Annotated in this window: 14 protein-coding genes; all 14 read left to right on the top strand. The window is 70.4% G+C overall.

Going from position 1 to position 17,265, the window contains the following annotated elements:
• Positions 1–819: 3-oxoacyl-[acyl-carrier-protein] synthase III C-terminal domain-containing protein (locus tag ACFWBT_RS33370; protein ID WP_385706720.1), on the top strand; the 819-nt coding region annotated here is incomplete at its 5' end.
• Positions 816–2,213: an NAD(P)/FAD-dependent oxidoreductase gene (locus tag ACFWBT_RS33365; RefSeq protein ID WP_385706719.1), complete on the top strand. Its 1,398-nt coding sequence runs from the start codon at positions 816–818 to the stop codon at positions 2,211–2,213. The genes ACFWBT_RS33370 and ACFWBT_RS33365, both read left to right, overlap by 4 nt.
• Positions 2,210–3,259, top strand: coding sequence for an AfsA-related hotdog domain-containing protein (locus tag ACFWBT_RS33360; RefSeq protein WP_385706718.1), 1,050 nt, complete (start codon positions 2,210–2,212; stop codon positions 3,257–3,259). The genes ACFWBT_RS33365 and ACFWBT_RS33360 overlap by 4 nt, the downstream gene beginning before the upstream one ends.
• 3 nt (positions 3,260–3,262) lie before the next feature.
• A complete protein-coding gene (locus ACFWBT_RS33355; RefSeq protein WP_385706717.1) occupies positions 3,263–4,594 on the top strand; it encodes a protoporphyrinogen/coproporphyrinogen oxidase in 1,332 nt (443 codons plus the stop codon).
• A complete protein-coding gene (locus tag ACFWBT_RS33350; protein WP_385706716.1) occupies positions 4,591–5,424 on the top strand; it encodes an SDR family NAD(P)-dependent oxidoreductase in 834 nt (277 codons plus the stop codon). Before ACFWBT_RS33355 ends, ACFWBT_RS33350 begins: the two co-directional genes overlap by 4 nt.
• 7 nt (positions 5,425–5,431) lie before the next feature.
• A complete protein-coding gene (locus tag ACFWBT_RS33345) occupies positions 5,432–6,439 on the top strand; it encodes an acyl-CoA desaturase (protein WP_385706715.1) in 1,008 nt (335 codons plus the stop codon).
• A 46-nt stretch (positions 6,440–6,485) separates the two neighbouring features.
• Positions 6,486–8,111 carry an AMP-binding protein gene (locus tag ACFWBT_RS33340; protein WP_385706714.1) on the top strand — a complete coding sequence of 542 codons (1,626 nt, stop codon included), beginning with the start codon at positions 6,486–6,488 and terminating at the stop codon, positions 8,109–8,111.
• Positions 8,112–8,453: 342 nt separating this feature from the next.
• Positions 8,454–10,352: an FHA domain-containing protein gene (locus ACFWBT_RS33335; protein WP_385706713.1), complete on the top strand. Its 1,899-nt coding sequence runs from the start codon at positions 8,454–8,456 to the stop codon at positions 10,350–10,352.
• A gap of 303 nt (positions 10,353–10,655) precedes the next feature.
• Positions 10,656–11,738 carry a hydrogenase expression protein HypE gene (locus ACFWBT_RS33330; protein WP_385706712.1) on the top strand — a complete coding sequence of 361 codons (1,083 nt, stop codon included), beginning with the start codon at positions 10,656–10,658 and terminating at the stop codon, positions 11,736–11,738.
• A 50-nt stretch (positions 11,739–11,788) separates the two neighbouring features.
• Entirely contained in the window at positions 11,789–13,570 is a 1,782-nt protein-coding gene (locus tag ACFWBT_RS33325; protein ID WP_385706711.1) for a nickel-dependent hydrogenase large subunit, read from the top strand.
• 25 nt (positions 13,571–13,595) lie between these two features.
• A complete protein-coding gene (locus tag ACFWBT_RS33320; protein WP_385706710.1) occupies positions 13,596–14,507 on the top strand; it encodes a NifU family protein in 912 nt (303 codons plus the stop codon).
• A complete protein-coding gene (locus ACFWBT_RS33315; RefSeq protein ID WP_385706709.1) occupies positions 14,504–15,265 on the top strand; it encodes a DUF5947 family protein in 762 nt (253 codons plus the stop codon). The genes ACFWBT_RS33320 and ACFWBT_RS33315 overlap by 4 nt, the downstream gene beginning before the upstream one ends.
• Complete coding sequence (locus ACFWBT_RS33310) at positions 15,262–15,903, top strand: DUF6084 family protein (RefSeq protein WP_385706708.1); 642 nt, start codon at positions 15,262–15,264, stop codon at positions 15,901–15,903. The genes ACFWBT_RS33315 and ACFWBT_RS33310 overlap by 4 nt, the downstream gene beginning before the upstream one ends.
• A gap of 1 nt (position 15,904) precedes the next feature.
• Positions 15,905–17,265, top strand: a 1,361-nt coding sequence (locus ACFWBT_RS33305) for a hypothetical protein (RefSeq protein WP_385706707.1), incomplete at its 3' end; no start/stop codon positions are given.

Below are 17,265 nucleotides of genomic sequence, written 5' to 3'. Positions count from 1 at the left end.
CCGCTCTTCGAGCGGCTCGGGAGGAAACCCCAGGCGGATGTGTTCCTCACGAACGTGCTGCTCCCGGACGAGCCGTTCATGGGCGTCGGCGCCCAGGCCGCGCATCGGCTCGGCATCGACCCCGAGTGGGTGGTGGATCTGCACAACGGCGGCTGCGCCTCGTTCGTCTACATGATGCAGCTGGCCCAGAAGATCATGGCCGACGGCTCCGCGCGTACCGCGCTGATCGCCAACGTGCAGAACACCGCGGGGCAGATGTTCGCCCAGTCCGAGGTGCGCAAGCACCCCCACGCGGCGGTACCGGGCGACGGCTGCGGCGTGGCCTATCTGGAGGCGGGCGGTGGCTCGCCGATCCTCGGCATACGCAAGCGGAGCACTCCCGAGTACTCGGTCGACCTGGGGCTGTCCGCTCCGGACGGGCGCAAGTACTGGGAGCCGGGCACCGGGCAGACGGACATCTGGTTCGACAGCGGGAAACAGGCTCAGATCCTGGGGCGCGGCAACGCTCTGGTCCCCGAACTCGTCCGGGAGCTCTGCGCGGACCTCGGCGAGGAACCGTCCGGCATCGACGTCCTCGTCACCAACCAGCCGAACCGGATCTTCCTGAAGAACTGGCGGCGGGCCCTGGAACTCGACGAGAAGCGGCACTTCGACACCTTCGACCGCTTCGGCAACCTGTACGGCGCCGCCGTGCCCGTCACCCTCGACCGAGCCGCGCGCGCCGGCGAACTGCGCGACGGCGACCTCGTCGTGATGTCCGGTTTCGCGCACGCCGGCGACTTCGCGGCCGCGGCGGCGGTGCGCTGGAACGCGTCATGAGCGGCGGCACGGGAGACACCGCGTCGGAGGACTTCGACGTCGTCATCGTCGGAGCGCGCTGCGCCGGCTCCACGCTCGGCGCGCTCCTCGCGCGCCGGGGGCTGCGGGTCGTCGTGCTCGACCAGGCCGCACAGATCCGTTCGACGCTCTCCTCGAACATCCTGCAGGCCGATTCCCTGGAATTCCTCAACCGTCTGGGCGTGTCGGACGAGTTGAGGGCGGCCGGGGTCACCACGATGACCCATGTCGACATGCGTCTGGAGGAGTTCCGCTGTGTGGCCGCCTTTCCGCAGCGGGAGGGGGACGCGGGCGGCGCGGCGTGCATCCGCCGGGAGGTCCTCGACCCCGTGCTGGTGGGCGCGGCCCGCGCGTCGGGCGCCGAGGTGCGCCTGGGCACCCGGGTCGTCGGGGTGGTTCGCGAGGACGGCCGCGTCTCGGGGGTCAGGGCCGTGTCGGGGGGCGCCGAGACCGTCCTGCGCGCCCGCCTCGTCGTCGGCGCCGACGGCCGGAACTCCACGGTCGCCGAGACCTGCGGCTCCCGCATGTATCACGTCAGCCCGGGTGAACGCGGCTACTACTGGACCTACTTCGAAGGCGCGGACCTCGGCGAGCACCCCACCTTCGTCTTCCACCGCTGGGGCGACCGGCACATGCTCGGCGGCCCCGCCGACAACGGCCTGTACATCGTGGGCGTCTCCCCGCAGCAACACGAGCGGGAATCCTTCCGCGCCGACCTCGAAGGCTCCCTGCACGCCCACGCCCTGCGCTGCGCGCCCATCGCCAAGGCCCTTTCGGGCGCCACCCGGGCAAGCAGGATCTACGGGATCCGCCGTTTCGTCGGGTACTTCCGCGAGGCGGCGGGCGCCGGCTGGGTGCTGCTCGGGGACGCCGGACACTTCAAGGACCCGGCGGGTGGGCGGGGCATCGGGGACGCCTTCCACCAGGCGGAGCGGCTCGCGGCCGCGATCTCGGCGGCGCCGCCCCACTCCGCCGGGATCGACCTCGCCACCGCCGAGTTCGGCACCTGGCGGGACCGCACCTACGCCGAGTACTACGGACTGGCGGCGGACCTCGGCGTCGCGGGTCCCATCGCGGGCGTCGTCCCGCGGGTCGTCGGCAGGCTGCACGCGAAGGGCAAGGTCGACGGCGTACTGGACCTGCTGAGCCATCGCGCCTCCGTCATGGAGGTCCTCACCCCCGGGCGGGTGCTCGGCGCCACCGGCGCGGCCGTACTGCGCGGCCGCGGCCGACGCCGTGCCGCGCTCGGCGAGTTGGGCCGGCTCGCCACCACGGAGATCCGCCGCCGCAGCGCCATGCGCACGCCCGTATATCAGAGCGGCCCTCAGCCGCGCCCCGTACAACAGGACCCGCCTGAACCGGAGTCGATCCGATGACCAGTCCCCTTCCGCACGCAATCGTCCCCGGCCCGCTGCTGCCGCCCGGCGTCCAGCTGGGCTTCGAGCAGACCGTGCCACGCTCGTTCGCACACCGCAGACAGATCGGCGAGGTCTTCGTCGCCGACTCCGCGCAGAGCTCGGACGTCGACTTCCATCTGTCGTTCCAGATCCCCCGCGCGCACAGTCTGTGGTCGGACCGCAACGGGGCGTACCACGACTCGCTCGCGTCCGCCGAGGCCGCGCGGCAGGCCATCTTCGTGCTGTTGCACCGCCATGTGGGCGTGCCCGTGGGGCTGCCCTTCAGCCTCCAGCGGATCACGCTGCGGGTCGAGGACCCGGCGGCGTACAGGGACGACGGGATCTCCGCGCTCCAGGGCCATGTGCACTACCGCGTCGCCGAACAGCAGGGCAAAGGCTCCGACGTGGTGAGCATGACGCTTGAAGGCGCCATGGAGATCGACGGCCGCCGGGCGATGACCCTCGGCGCGGTCCTCGCCTTCATGTCGCAGGAGGACTACGACATCTTCCGCGCCTTCCAGCGGGCCCAGAAGCCGGTGGAGGACAGTCGGCCGACCCCGGCCCACCGGCTCGCGCCCGCCCTGGTCGGCCGCGAGATCCCGCGCAATGTCGTCATCGGTTCCACGGGCCCGGAGGGCTCGGAGCCCGACGACGGCACGATCCGCTACCTCCTCGCCGCCGACCGGCGCCACCCCGCCTTCTTCGACCACGAGTACGACCATGTGCCGGGCCCTCTGATGGTCGAGGGCATGCGGCAGGCGGCCGTCGCGGCGGCCTGCCGGAGCGGGGCCATCGCGTCCCCGCACGCCCTGGTGGTCGGCTGCGACGCGGCCTTCCTGGACTTCGCCGAGTTCGAGGCGGACGTCGTCTACGAGGCGGAGGCCCCGGTGCCCGGCGCGGACGGCAGCCTGCCGGTGGCCGTACGCATCCAGCAGTTCGGCAAAACGATCGTCGAGGGCCGTATCGAGCTGTTGCCCGATGCCGGCCCGCATCCCCGTTCGACCACACAAGGCCACGGAGTCTGATTCATGTCATTGGAACGTACCCGGCGCCGCGTGGCCGTGGTGGGCGGCGGCATCGCGGGTCTCACCGCCGCGCTCCGCCTCGACCTGCTCGGCCACGACGTCGAAGTCATCGAATCCCAGGGCACGTTGGGCGGTCGCTTCGGCCTCGACAGACTGGGCGACCGGGAGGTCATGACGGGCGGCAAGAACATCGGCCGCCAGTACCACACCTTCCGCTGGTTCACCTCGGAGCTCGGCTCGGACCGGTACGAGAGCTTCGGATACAACGCGTCCCGCATCAAGGACGGCGAGGTGCTGACGATCGACAGCGAGCGCCGCGGTCAGACCCTGAAGAACATCCGGCGCATGGGCTCGACCCGGGACTTCGCGCGTATGGCGGGCATGGCGGCCCGTATCCGCGCCGACCGGCGCAACCGCTTCCTCGGCTCGCGCCACTTCAGCGGTGTCTCGGCACGGCACGACCACGCCCCGCTCAGCGCGTTCTTCGGCCCCCGGATGACGGACATGCTGGTGCGGCCGATGGTCCTCCGCAACAACGGAGCGGAGCCCGACGAGGTCTACCCCGGCACGTTCGGCACCAACCTGGCGATGCTGCTGGACCATTACGACCAGTTGTCGGGCGGTATCCAGCCCGTCCTGGCGGCGTTCGCGAAGCGGGTGCCCGTCCGTCTCGACTCGACGGTCGAGGGCGTGGAGATCCGCGACGGCAGGGTCACCGGTCTGCGGATCTCGCAGGAGGGCGCCGAGGCCACGTCCCGCGACTACGACGGCATCGTGCTCGCCACCCCTGCCTACGCCACCGCCGAGATCGTCCGCTCGGCCCGGCCGGCACTCGCCCGCCGCCTCGACGACGTGAACTACTTCCCGTCGACCGTGGTGCTCGTCGAGTACGACCGGGACATGTTCACGCATGACGTGCGGGCGCTCACCATGGACGACGGACCGTGCAGCAACGCCGGCTCGTACGGCCAGGAGGACCGCCACATCGTCCGCTACACCTACAGCGGCCGCGAGGGCAGGCTCACCGACCTCAGCGCCGAGAACATCGACCGGCTCACACGTGAGACCGAGGAGCGCCTGGTGACCCACCTGGGAGCGCCGCGCGCCGAGCGCGTCAACCTCCTGGTCAAGCACTGGAAGGCCGCCTACAGCGGCTATCTCCCCTACCACGCGCAGTTCCTGGCCGAGGTCCGCGAAAGCGTCACGGACATCGCCGGCCTGGAGCTCGCGGGCGACTACATCCAGGGGGTGTCCATCGAGGCATGCGCGCGGACCGGCCGTGCCGCGGCCGGGCGGCTCGCCGAGCACCTCGGCTCTCCGGTGTCCCCCGCGTGAGCGGCCCGGAGTGGGCGGTGGTCACCGGCGCCTCGTCCGGCATCGGCGAGCACCTCGCCAGGGGCCTGGCCGCGCGCGGATACGGCCTGTGGCTGATCGCGCGGAGGACCGAGGCCCTGGAGCGGCTCGCCGGGGAACTGCGGGACACGCACCAGGTGAGTGTGCGCGTGAGGACCTGCGACCTCGCCGACCCGGCCGCGCGCGAGAAGTTGGCCGGGGAGCTGGCCGGGGAGCCGGTCTCCGTACTCTGCGCCAACGCCGGGTTCCCCACCTGCGGGCCGTTCAGCGAGAACAACCCGGCGGAGGAGACAGCCGAGGTCCAGGTCAACGTCGTCTCGCTGCACGCCCTCACCCAGGCCCTCCTCCCCGGCATGCTGGCCCGCAGGCACGGTCGCGTCCTGGTCACCGGCTCCACCGCGGGCTGCCAGCCCGTGCCGACGGCGGCCACCTACTCGGCGACCAAGGCCTTCGCCAACGCCTTCGCCGAGTCGCTGCACATCGAACTGCGCGGCACCGGAGTGAGCTGCACGCTGCTCGCGCCCGGACCCGTGCGCACCGGTTTCTATGCGACGGGCGGCATTTCAAGCCTGCAGAGGCACGCGTTTCTCGCCTGGCTCACACCCCGGCGCGTCGCCGAGGCGGGCCTGCGGGGCATGGCGCGGGGGCGCCGTGTCGTGGTCCCCGGCCCTGTCGCCAAGGCCCAGTACCTCGCGGGCCGCCACACCCCCCGCGCGCTCCTTTTTCCCGTGCTGCGCGCGGCAGTTCTGCCCCTGTTCCGCAATGCCAGGGGCACCATCACCAACCGTCGGACAGTCAACTCCCGGAAGTGAGAAGCACATGGACGGCAGGAAGCACCGCTGGTTCATACTCGGGGCGTCGCTTATTCCGCTGCTCGCGGTATTCGGCGCCATGGGGCTGCTGTGGAACGAGATCTTCGGCTGGTCGGACGTCGTCGTCCTGGTCATCATGTACGCCGTCTCCGGCTTCGGGATCTCCGCCGGATACCACCGCATGCTGACCCACCGCTCGTTCGAGACCTACAAGCCCATCCGCATCGCCCTCGCCACCGCCGGAGTGATGGCGGGGCAGGGCCCGCCCCTGATCTGGGCCGCGCACCACCGCAAGCACCACCGCGTCGCCGACAAGCCGGGCGACCCGCACTCCCCGCACCTGGACTTCGAACCCGGCTTCAGGGGCACCGTGGCCGGGCTGTGGCACGCCCACCTGGGGTGGCTCTTCGACGTCGACCTCAGCTCCGACCCGATGCGCTACTGCCCCGACCTGGTCCGCGAGAAGCCCCTGCGCTGGCTGAGCGAGCATCTGCTCCTGGTCACCGCCTCCAGTGTGGTCCTGCCCGGCCTCATCGCCTTCGGCATCACCGGCGGATCGCTCCGGGCCGGCCTGACGGGAATGCTGTGGGGCGGCCTGGTCCGCATCTTCCTCATCAACCACATGACGTACGCCGTCAACTCCGTCGGGCATGTCTTCGGGCGTCGCCGCTTCGAGACCACCGACCAGTCGCGCAACGTTGCCTGGCTGTCGATCCCTTCGTTCGGGGAGGCCTGGCACAACAACCACCACGCCTTCCCCCGCTCCGCCCGCCACGGCATGAAGTGGTACGAGGTCGACCTCTCCGCGATCCTCATCTGGTCCCTGGAGAAGAGCCGGCTGGCCTGGAAGGTCGTCCGCATCGACCCGGAGCGCATGACCATGCGCGAGGCCAACATCAGCCGCGTCTCCGGCTCCGCCCTGGACGAGAGGGAACTCCTGGAATCCCAGCAGAAGATCGCGCCCATGGCCGAACGCGGCCGCGACTCCGACGCCTCCCTCGTCGACGTCGAATAGCCACGCCGGGGAAGCCGAACGAGACGAGAGACGGGGAAACACGTACATGGATTTCTTCAGCGCCCTGACCGACGGTGCCTCGCACGGTGTTCTGCACGAGTGGAACGGCGAAGCGTTCGACCACACTCCCTGGCGCGAGGTCGTCGGGGACGCACACCAAATGGCCGCAGGGCTCCGCGCCCTCGGTGTGCGACCCGGAACCCGGGTCGCCTGCATTCTCACCAACACCCCCGACACGGTCCGCGGACTGCTCGCGATCTGGCTCGCGGGCGGGGTGGTGGCCTCGCTCCCGTTGCCCACGCGGGGGCAGAGCTCCGAGGCGTACGGCGAGCAGCTCGTCGCCCTTTCGGCGCGGCTGGACCCGGCGCTCCTGCTCGTCGACGACTGGCTGACGGGCATGGTCCCCGCGGAGCTGACCCGGCAGCTTCCGGTGCGCGGCTGGTCGGCCCTGCGCGGCTCGGGACGCATCGAGCCGAGCCCGCCGGGACGGGACGACCTGGCGTTCGTCCAGTACTCGTCGGGTTCCACCAGCACACCCAAGGGGTGCGCGCTCACCACCCGTGCCATCGAACAGCAGTTGCAGATCATCCTGCATCTGACGGGCGGCCGGCCGGGCGCGGACACCGTGGCCTCCTGGCTCCCGCTCTCCCACGACATGGGCATGTTCGGCTGCCTGCTGTACTCGTGGGCGTACGACTTCGACTTCGTGCTGTCCACACCCGACCGGTTCGGGATGGCGCCGCGCACCTGGTTCCGGGACATGTCGGAGTACGAGGCGACGATGACGGCGGGCACCAGCACCGCCGTGTATCTCGCGGCGCGGGCGCAGGGGCGGGGCTCGCTGCCCAAGGAGCTGAAGCTGCGGGCCGCCGTGATCGGAGCGGAGCGCGTCGACTGGGACACCCTCGCCGCGGCGACGGAGAAGTTCCGGCCGTTCGGCCTGACCGACTCCGCGTTCCAGCCCGCGTACGGCATGGCCGAGGCGACGCTCGCGGTGACCGGCAAGCCCTGGGCGCAGGCGCCGACCGCACTCGCCTTCGACGGGCCCGCGCTCGTCGAGGGCTCGGTGATCGAAGTGGCGCCCGACCATCCGAAGGCCACCCGGCTCGTCTCCAACGGCCTTGCCCTGCCGGGGGTTTCCGTGCGCGCCGGGTCGAACGGCGGGATCGCGGAGATCCAGGTGTCCTCACCGAGCCTGGCGAACGGCTACTACGCGGACCCGGAGCGCACGGCCGCCCGATTCCAGAATGGCTGGCTGCGGACCGGTGACCTGGGTTTCGTCCAGGACGACGAGCTCTACGTCCTGGGCCGCGCCGACGACATGCTGTCGGTGGGCGGGCGGAAGGTCTACGCCTCCGAGATCGAGTCGGCGGTCGACAGCCTGAAGAATGTACGTAAGGGGTGTGCGGCCGTCGTCGACACGGGTGACTCGGGAATGTCGCGGCTCGTGCTGATGGTGGAGCCGCAGGGCAACCCGCGCGACTACCGGCCCATCGCCGAGGAGGCGGCGTCCCTGGCCATGGAGAAGGCCGGGGTGGCACTCGCGGAGTGCCTCTTCCTGCCGCGCGGCGTGCTCCCGAAGACGCCCAGCGGCAAGATCCAGCGGTTCCGCTGCCGGGTGCTGCTCGCCGAAGGACAGCTCGCCCCCGTGGCCCGCGTGACGTTCGCCTGACGGACGCGTGCGCCTGCCGAGGCCCGTCCGGGCCTCGGCGCAGGGCTGCGCTCTCCGGCAGACCGGCCCCCACACCGGCGGCTCGGGGGCGCGCGGTCAGCTCCACCATCGTCGAAGGGCCTCTCCCGGACGCGTTCGAAATCGGGCATGATGCATCATCTGCACCGGTCCATCACGCCGCCCTGTCGTCAGAACCGAACCAGTCGCCGCTCACCTACGTCGAGTGAATGCCACTCCGCCCTCCCCTTCCACGCTGCCGGTCCTGCCCGCGCGACGGTGCGGTCCAGTGGCACCGCGGCGGCAGCGATGTCGTCATCCTCGAAAGGAAGTACCGTGGCGCCGGTGCTCGTTGGACGCGAAGGACTGCTGGTCGGAGAGCGCATACCGGTGATCGGCACCCGGGTCACCTTCGGGCGCAATCCGGAGAACAGCGTCGTCATCTCCAGCCTGAGCGTTTCGCGCTTCCACGCGGAGATCGTCCTCGACGACACCCAGGGCTACGTGCTGCGCGACTGTGGGAGCAGCAACGGAACGCTGGTCAACGGTGAGGAGATCGACTCCCAGCTCCTCAAACCCGGGGACGACATCACCATCGGCGACGAGGAGTTCCGCTTCGAGGTTCCGGACGCCATGGAGACGATCATGGCGCTCTCCTTGCCCAGGTCCCTGACCCATGCCGACGAGGAGGTCGAGCACGGGCCGGTGCTGCGGGTCACCATCGCGGGCGGGGGCCCTGTCGGCCTGTCACTCGCCCTGCTGCTGGAGCACTTCCTCGGCGCCCAGGTGAACATCACCGTGTACGACGGCCGGTGGCGCAAGCAGGGCCGCAGGATCGTCTGGAAGGACGCGAGTCAGGGCAATGTGCGGCGCCAGCAGGTGGTGACCGTACAGAGTCGCCAGTACCTCAGCCTTCCCGAGGAGGTGCAGGCCCGGCTCTTCGCCCCCGACAACTACACCGAGATGTGGCCGGCCGGCCCCGACTCGATCGGCGATCATCACCCGCGCAACATGCGGATCGCCTACATCGAGGACCGGCTCCTGGAGGTGGCGAACGAGAAGCCGAGCCGAATCCGGCTCGTCCCCGCCCGGTTCAGCATCGATGAGCAGCGGGACGCCCTGGCCGACCAGCACGTACTGGCGATCTGCGACGGCGGGCGGTCGCGCACCCGCGAGTACTTCGCCGCCAGGTTCGGCACGGCGGACGCGTCCATCTACTCGCTGAAGGACCGCCATCTCCAGGACGTGATCCTCGGCCTGCGCGTGAAATCGGCCCTGCCCGACCCCATGGCGGTGCTGCTGACCGTGGGGCAGAACCGGTTCCTGCTGAACTCCTTGCGTGGCGAGGGCTTCCTCAACATGCGTCTGACGGATGCGGAGGCCGCCGAGGTCGTCGGTATCGATCCGGTCCGCCGGGTATTCGAGGAGTGCATCGCCTCCCGTCCCTGCCTGATGGGGCGCGACGAGCACGGCGACTTCCGGTGTTCGACGCACAGCACCCTGTTCCTGCCGGCCCTCATCAGGGGCTCGGCCCTGTGGAAGCGGGTGGGTGAAGGGCTGCGCCTGTTCGGCGTCGAACCGGACGAGCTGCGTGCGGTCACCTCCTTCCGCCTGGACATGGTGCAACGCCCGCGCTTCACCGCCGAGTTGCTGCCGCCCACGGCCAACTCCACCGGCACGTACGGCTTCTTGCTGGGCGACGCCGCCAACTCCATCCACTTCTGGCCGGGGCGGGGACTCAACAGCGGCCTGTCCTCCGCGATCTCGCTCGCGCGGTCCCTCAACGGAGCGTGGAAGGGCAAGCCCTTCCGGGACGCGGACTTCCTGCGCCACGAGGCCGCCATGTCGATGCTCCAGTACCGCCACAAGAGCCGCGCCTGGAAGGCGATGGTGACCACCGACGACCAGGGCACCACGTGGGCCATCAAGGACATCATCGCTCACGGCATCGACGGAATCTCCGAGGAGTCGGATCGCGAGGCGGACACCGCGGCGCTGTTGGAGCGACTGCGCGGAATCCGCTCCCGGCTGGCGACGCGCATGCCCGGTATGCCGGACGACCAGGCGATCCTGGAACGGCTGGGGACCCTGGAGGGCAGCACGCTCCGCATGCTGGTGCTCAGCGGCGCCTGGGACACACTCACCATGGGCGGCGAGGAGGTCGACATCGACATCTTCTACGGCCAGGACTCCGCCGCCGCGGCAGCGGCCGTCGAGGGCCTTGATCCGGTCGCCCAACCCTGAGGAGCGTCGAGTCCGTCCGCGCGCGCGGACGGACCGACCTGCGAGGCGACGCCTGCGCCGCGCTCTCGCTCACGGTGAGCAGCCCGTGATGACGGAGGATGACCGGACCTCGGATGCCGGACCTCGGATGCCGGGCCTCGGATGCCGGACCTCGCATGCTCCGGCTCTCCCGCGCGCGCCGGACGACAGTGCGCCCCGACGATAGGGCCCGTTCACACTTACCCCCGACACGTCCGGTCGGTAACCATGGGAAAGGCTGTTTGTGCATTGATGACCGGAATGAGCTGATTCCCAGGAGGGCTCATGGACGCCCCGACCGCGACGACGGCCGAACCCGTCGCGCAGGACGACGCGCAGGACGATCCGACCGTCCACATTCTCTGGATCAACGCGGGGCTGAGCTGCGACGGGGATTCGGTGTCGCTGACCGCCGCGACCCAGCCGAGCATCGAGGAACTGGCACTCGGTGCCCTGCCAGGATTGCCCAAGGTGGCGGTCCACTGGCCCCTGATCGACTTCGAGTGCGGGCCCGTGCAGGGCGCGGACAATTTCGTCGAGTGGTTCTTCAAGGCCGACCGGGGCGAGCTGGAGCCCTTCGTGCTGGTCGTCGAGGGGTCCATTCCGAACGAACGGGTGAAGCCGGAGGGCTACTGGTGCGGTTTCGGGGACGATCCGGAGACGGGTCAGCCGATCACCACCAGTGAGTGGCTCGACCGGCTCACCCCCAAGGCGCTCGCCGTCGTCGCCATCGGCACCTGTGCGACGTACGGCGGTATCCACGCGATGGCCGGGAACCCGACCGGCGCGATGGGAGTGCCGGACTATCTGGGCTGGGAGTGGAAGTCCAAGGCGGGCATCCCGATCGTCTGCATCCCGGGCTGCCCCGTGCACCCGGACAACGCTTCCGAGACCCTGCTCTACCTGCTGTACCAGGCGGCGGGCGCGGCGCCCATGATCCCGCTGGACGAGGAGCTGCGGCCGACCTGGCTGTTCGGCGCCACGGTGCACGAGGGCTGCGACCGTGCCGGTTACTACGAGCAGGGGCAGTTCGCGACCGAGTACGGATCGCCGCAGTGTCTGGTCAAGCTCGGCTGCTGGGGCCCGGTGGTCAAGTGCAACGTGCCCAAGCGCGGCTGGATCAACGGTGTGGGCGGCTGTCCGAACGTCGGCGGCATCTGCATCGCCTGCACCATGCCGGGCTTCCCCGACAAGTTCATGCCGTTCATGGACGAGCCGCCGGGCGGTCATGTGTCCGCGACGGCGAGCGGCATCTACGGCTCGGTCATACGGCGACTGCGGCACATCACCGAGAAGACCGTCGAAAAGGAACCGAAGTGGCGCGGCAAGGGCGAGAAGCTCACGACCGGCTACAAGGCCCCGTGGTGACCACGGTTACCCGCTGAGCAGGACACTCGACAGGAAGGTGGCGCGGCACCATGGCGACGGCGACGAACAAGCCGGCCGGTGACGGCCTCACGGAGATGTCGTGGGACCCGATCACCCGCATCGTGGGCAGTCTCGGCATCCACACCAAGATCGACTTCAAGGCGAAGCGGGTCGCGGAGTGCTACAGCACCTCGTCCGTCTTCCGCGGGTACAGCGTGTTCATGCGCGGCAAGGACCCGCGCGACGCCCACTTCATCACCAGCCGGATCTGCGGCATCTGCGGCGACAACCACGCCACCTGCTCGGTGTACGCCCAGAACATGGCGTACGGCGTGGCACCGCCGCACCTCGGCGAGTGGATCATCAACCTCGGTGAGGCCGCGGAGTACATGTTCGACCACAACATCTTCCAGGAGAACCTGGTCGGGGTGGACTACTGCGAGCGGATGGTCCGCGAGACCAATCCGGGTGTGCTCGAACTCGCCGAGCGCACCGAGGCCCCGCACGCGGCCGACCACGGCTACCGCACGATCGCCGACATCATGCGCTCGCTCAACCCGCTGGAGGGCGAGTTCTACCGAGAGGCGCTCCAGGTCAGCCGCTACACCCGGGAGATGTTCTGTCTGATGGAGGGCCGCCATGTGCACCCCTCCACGCTCTACCCGGGCGGTGTGGGCACGGTCGCGACCATCCAGCTCTTCACCGACTACCTGACCCGGCTCACCCGCTACGTGGAGTTCATGAAGCGCGTCGTCCCGCTCCACGACGACCTGTTCGACTTCTTCTACGAGGCACTGCCCGGGTACGAGGAAGTGGGCAGGCGCCGTGTGCTGCTGGGGTGCTGGGGCGCGCTCAACGACCCGGAGTACTGCGACTTCCAGTACGCCAACATGGAGAACTGGGGCCGGCGGATGTTCGTCACCCCGGGTGTCATCGTGGACGGCAAGCTGATCACCAACAGCCTCGTCGACATCAACCTCGGCATCCGCATCCTGCTCGGCAGCTCGTACTACGAGGACTGGTCGGGGATGGAGAAGTTCGTCGAGCAGGACCCGCTCGGGAACCCCATCGACGAACGGCACCCGTGGAACCAGCACACCATCCCGGCCCCGCAGAAGCGGGACTTCGACGACAAGTACAGCTGGGTCATGTCGCCGCGCTGGTTCGACGGCACCGACCATCTGGCCCTGGACACCGGCGGCGGCCCGATCGCCCGGCTGTGGTCGACGGCCCTGTCCGGACTCGTCGACATCGGCTACATCAAGGCCACCGGGCACAGCGTGCAGATCAACCTGCCGCGCACGATGACCAAGCCGGAGATGGCGCTGGAGTGGAAGATCCCGCAGTGGAGCAACGCCCTCGAACGCAACCGGGCCCGCACCTACTTCCAGGCGTACGCCGCCGCGGCCGCCCTCCACTTCGCCGAACAGGCGATGGAGGAGGTACGCGCCGGACGCACCCAGACCTGGGAGAAGTTCGACGTGCCGGACGAGTCGATCGGCTGCGGCTTCACCGAGGCGGTCCGGGGCGTGCTGTCCCACCACATGGTGATCAGGGACGGCAAGATCGCCAACTACCACCCGTATCCGCCGACGCCCTGGAACGGCAGCGTGCGCGACAGCTACGGCACACCGGGCCCGTACGAGGACGCGGTGCAGAACACCCCCATCTTCGAGGAGAACCCGCCCGAGAACTTCAAGGGCATCGACATCATGCGGGCCGTCCGCAGCTTCGACCCGTGTCTGCCGTGCGGCGTGCACATGTACGTCGGCGGCGGGCGGACCATCCAGCAGACGCACATGCCGACGGGGCTGAGCGGACTGGCGGTCTGACCTTCCTCAGGAGAGGGGCTTGCCGATGGCCGGACAGGAGACGGGTGAGCGGATAGGCGCCCTGCTCGACGAGCTGGCGCAGCAGGCGGGGCCGGAAGCACGCGACACGGCGGACGAACTCGTGCGCTGCCTCGTGGAGTTCTACGGCGAGGGTCTGGCCCGGGCCGTACGGCTGCTGCGCGCGGCCCCGGACGGCGCGGATCCCCTCGCCGTCCTGACGGCCGACGAACTGGTCGGCGATCTGCTGATCCTGCACGATCTGCATCCGGAGGACACCGCGACCCGGGTGGGCCGGGCCCTCGACAAGGTCCGTCCCTACCTCGGCTCGCACGCGGGCGACGTCGAGGTGGCCGGGCTCGACATGGAGGCCGCCGGCGGCCCGACCCTGCGGCTCAGGCTGCGCGGCAGCTGCGACGGCTGCCCGTCCTCCACCCAGACCGTGCGCTGGACCATCGAGGAGGCGGTCGCCCGGATCGCCCCCGAGGTCGAGCACATCGAGGTCGAGGGAATGGCCGAGGAGAACCCGGGGCCCGCCCTGCTCCAGATCCTGCCGCACCGCCCGGACGATGTTCCGGGTGACCCGGCCGCGTCCGCAGGAGCGGGCGACGCGGCGCGCTGGTACACCCTCGGTCCTCGCGCGCTGCCCCTGGGCGAACGGGCCACCGGCGTCACCGACGTCGCCGGCCGCACCCTGCTGCTCGTCCGCCTGCCGGGACAGCTGTACGCCTACCGCGACCGCTGCCCGGTCTGTGCCGCGAGCCTCGCACCGGCGGTCCTGGACGGCGAACTGCTGCGGTGCGCGGGATGCGCCGCCGAGTTCGACGTGCACCGGGCGGGCCGGGGCGAGAGGGCTCACCTGGAGCCCGTACCGCTGCTGGAGGAGGACGGATCGGTGCGCGTGGCGCTGCCCGGCGAGCTGCTGGGAGCGGGGCCATGACCATCGACGTCCTCAAGCAGTTCACCCGGAGGCCGCCGCCCGCCGGCGAGCGCTGCGACCTGTGCGGGGAGCCGCTGCCCGCCGAGCACCGGCATCTCGTGGACACCTCGCGACGCTCCCTCAAATGCTCCTGCCCGCCCTGCCATCTGCTCTTCACCCGGCCGGGCGCGGGGCAGGGCCGCTTCCGGGCCGTCCCGGACCGGTATCTCACCGATCCCGGGTTCGACCTGGACGAGTCGGACTGGAACCGGCTGCAGATCCCCGTCGCGCTCGCCTTCTTCTTCCGCAACTCCGAACTCGACCGGCTCGCGGCCTTCTACCCGAGCCCGGCGGGCGCCACCGAGAGCGAACTCGATCCGCAGACCTGGGACGCGGTCCTCGGACGCAGCCGGCTCGCGGAGCTGCTCGAACCCGACGTGGAGGCGCTGCTGCTGCACCGCGGACGCGGCGACTCGATCACCTGCACGCTCGTGCCGGTCGACGTCTGCTACGAGCTGGTCGGCCGGATGCGGCTGCACTGGAAGGGCTTCGACGGCGGTGCCGAGGCACGCGCGGACATCGCGGAGTTCTTCGAACGGATCACGGCGGCCGCCCGGCCGCTGGAAGCGGAAACCGGGCCCACCACCGCATCGGCGCGCCCCGGCCCCACCGCCGCATCCGCGGAACCCGGGCCCCACGCCGCCCCCGCGGAATCCGGGAATCCCGCCGCTCCCCCGGAATCCGGGCGTCCGGCCACCCACTCGGGGGGCGCCCCGTGACCGATCTCCAGTTCACCTGCACCGGTGTGCGCCCCGAGCCGTACGGAGCCGGGCCCACGCTGCTGTTCGGGCTGCGCATCGAGGAGGCCGATCATCAGCCGGTGCACGCCGTCGCGCTGCGCTGCCAGATCCGTATCGAGCCCGCCGGGCGATCGTACGAGCCGGAGGAGGTCGGCATGCTGGGTGACCTGTTCGGCGAACCGAGCCGCTGGAACAGCACGGTCAAGCCGTTGCAGTTCGCCCACACCTCCATCACGGTCCCGGGGTTCACCGGTTCGACGGAGGTCGATCTCCCGGTGCCCTGCACCTACGACACGGAGGTCGCCTCCGCGTCGTACTTCCGGGCGTTGTCCCGCGGCGAGGTCCCGCTGCTCCTGCTCTTCTCCGGCACGGTGTTCACGGGCCGGGACGGTTTCCGGGCCGAGCCGGTGCCCTGGCACAAGGAGACGTCGTACCGGATGCCGGTGGACGTCTGGCGGGACATGATCGAGCAGTACTTCCCCAACTCGGGCTGGCTGCGCGTCCGGCTGGACGTGCTGGACGCGCTGCGCCGCTACCGCTCCGCCCACGCTCTGCCGTCCTGGGAGCGGGTCTTCGAGGAACTCCTCGCCACCGCCGACGCGAAGGGGGCCGACTGAGATGAGCAATCCCCTGGAGCACGGCTTCGAACAGGCCCGCACGGTGGCGGACGCCGTCCTGTTCGAGGGATATGTCCTCTACCCCTACCGCGCCTCGGCCGCGAAGAACCAACTGCGCTGGCAGTTCGGCGTCCTGGTGCCGCCCGCCTGGACCGCGACGACCGGGGAACACGCCGTCCAGCGCACCGAATGCCTGCTGGAGCCCCGCGCCGGCGACCGGCTCCACGCCGAACTGCGCTTCCTGCACGTCCGGCGGCGCACGGTCGAACGGCTCGAAGCCGACGGCGGCTATACGGAAGTGCCCGAACTCGACCTTCCCGACCGGGTGTTGGTGCCGTGGGACGAGGGTCACGAGGAACGCGTCCTGATCCATGAATCGCTCGCCGAGCTGATGGGTGATCAGGCGGCCGTCCACGCCGTACGGTTCGACCTGCCCGATGCCGTCGAGTACGAGCCGGTGACCGAAGCGGAGGGCCGGACGCTGGGCCGTCTGGTGCGGCGCAGGAAGCGGCTGACGGGTGAACTGCGTCTGCGCATCGAGGAGTTGCCTGGACCCTACCGGGTGCTGCGGCTCACGGTGAGCGTGCACAACACCACCGTCGCCCCGAAGGACACCGGCACCGACCGCGAGACCGCCCTCGCCCACAGCATGATCGGCACCCATCTGCTGTTCGGCGTGCCCGGTGGACGGTTCCTGTCGCTGACCGACCCGCCCGAGTGGGCCCGCCCGGCCGCCGCGAGCTGCCACAACGACCACACCTGGCCCGTACTCGCGGGACCGCCCGGTACGGAGGACGTCATGCTGTCCTCGCCGATCATCCTGGAGGACCACCCGGCCGTCGCCGAGGAGAGCCCGGGGCCCCTCTACGACGCCACCGAGATCGACGAGATCCTCTCGCTGCGCACAGCCGCGCTCACCGAACGGGAGAAGCGCGAGGCGCGCGGCACGGACGCCCGCGCCGCCGAGGTCATCGACCTGGTGGACGACATGCCGGAGGCGGTCCGCGAACGGCTGCACGGAGCGATCCGGGGGCTGCGCGAGATCACCGGCGACGGCCTTCCGGGCGAGACCCGCCCCGCTGCTCCCGAGACGGGACTGACCCTGCCCGAGGGCCCCGGGCACCCCTGGTGGGACCCGGCGCGGGACCCCGGAGCAACCGAGGTGCCGGCCGTCGTCGTCATCGACGGCGAGAGCGTACGGGCCGGCAGCAGGGTCCTGCTCAGACCGGGCGCCCGGCGCTCCGACGCCCAGGACGCCTTCCTCCTCGGCCGGCACGCCACGGTCGAGGCCGTGGTCGGCGACCTCGACGGCGAGACGCACCTCGCCGTCGTCGTGGACGACGACCCCGGCACCGACGTACC

Source organism: Streptomyces sp. NPDC060027 (assembly GCF_042737005.1).
Classification (GTDB): Bacteria; Actinomycetota; Actinomycetes; order Streptomycetales; family Streptomycetaceae; genus Streptomyces.
The sequence above is the reverse complement of the archived record's forward strand: the minus strand, read 5'-3'. Positions and strand labels throughout refer to the sequence as shown.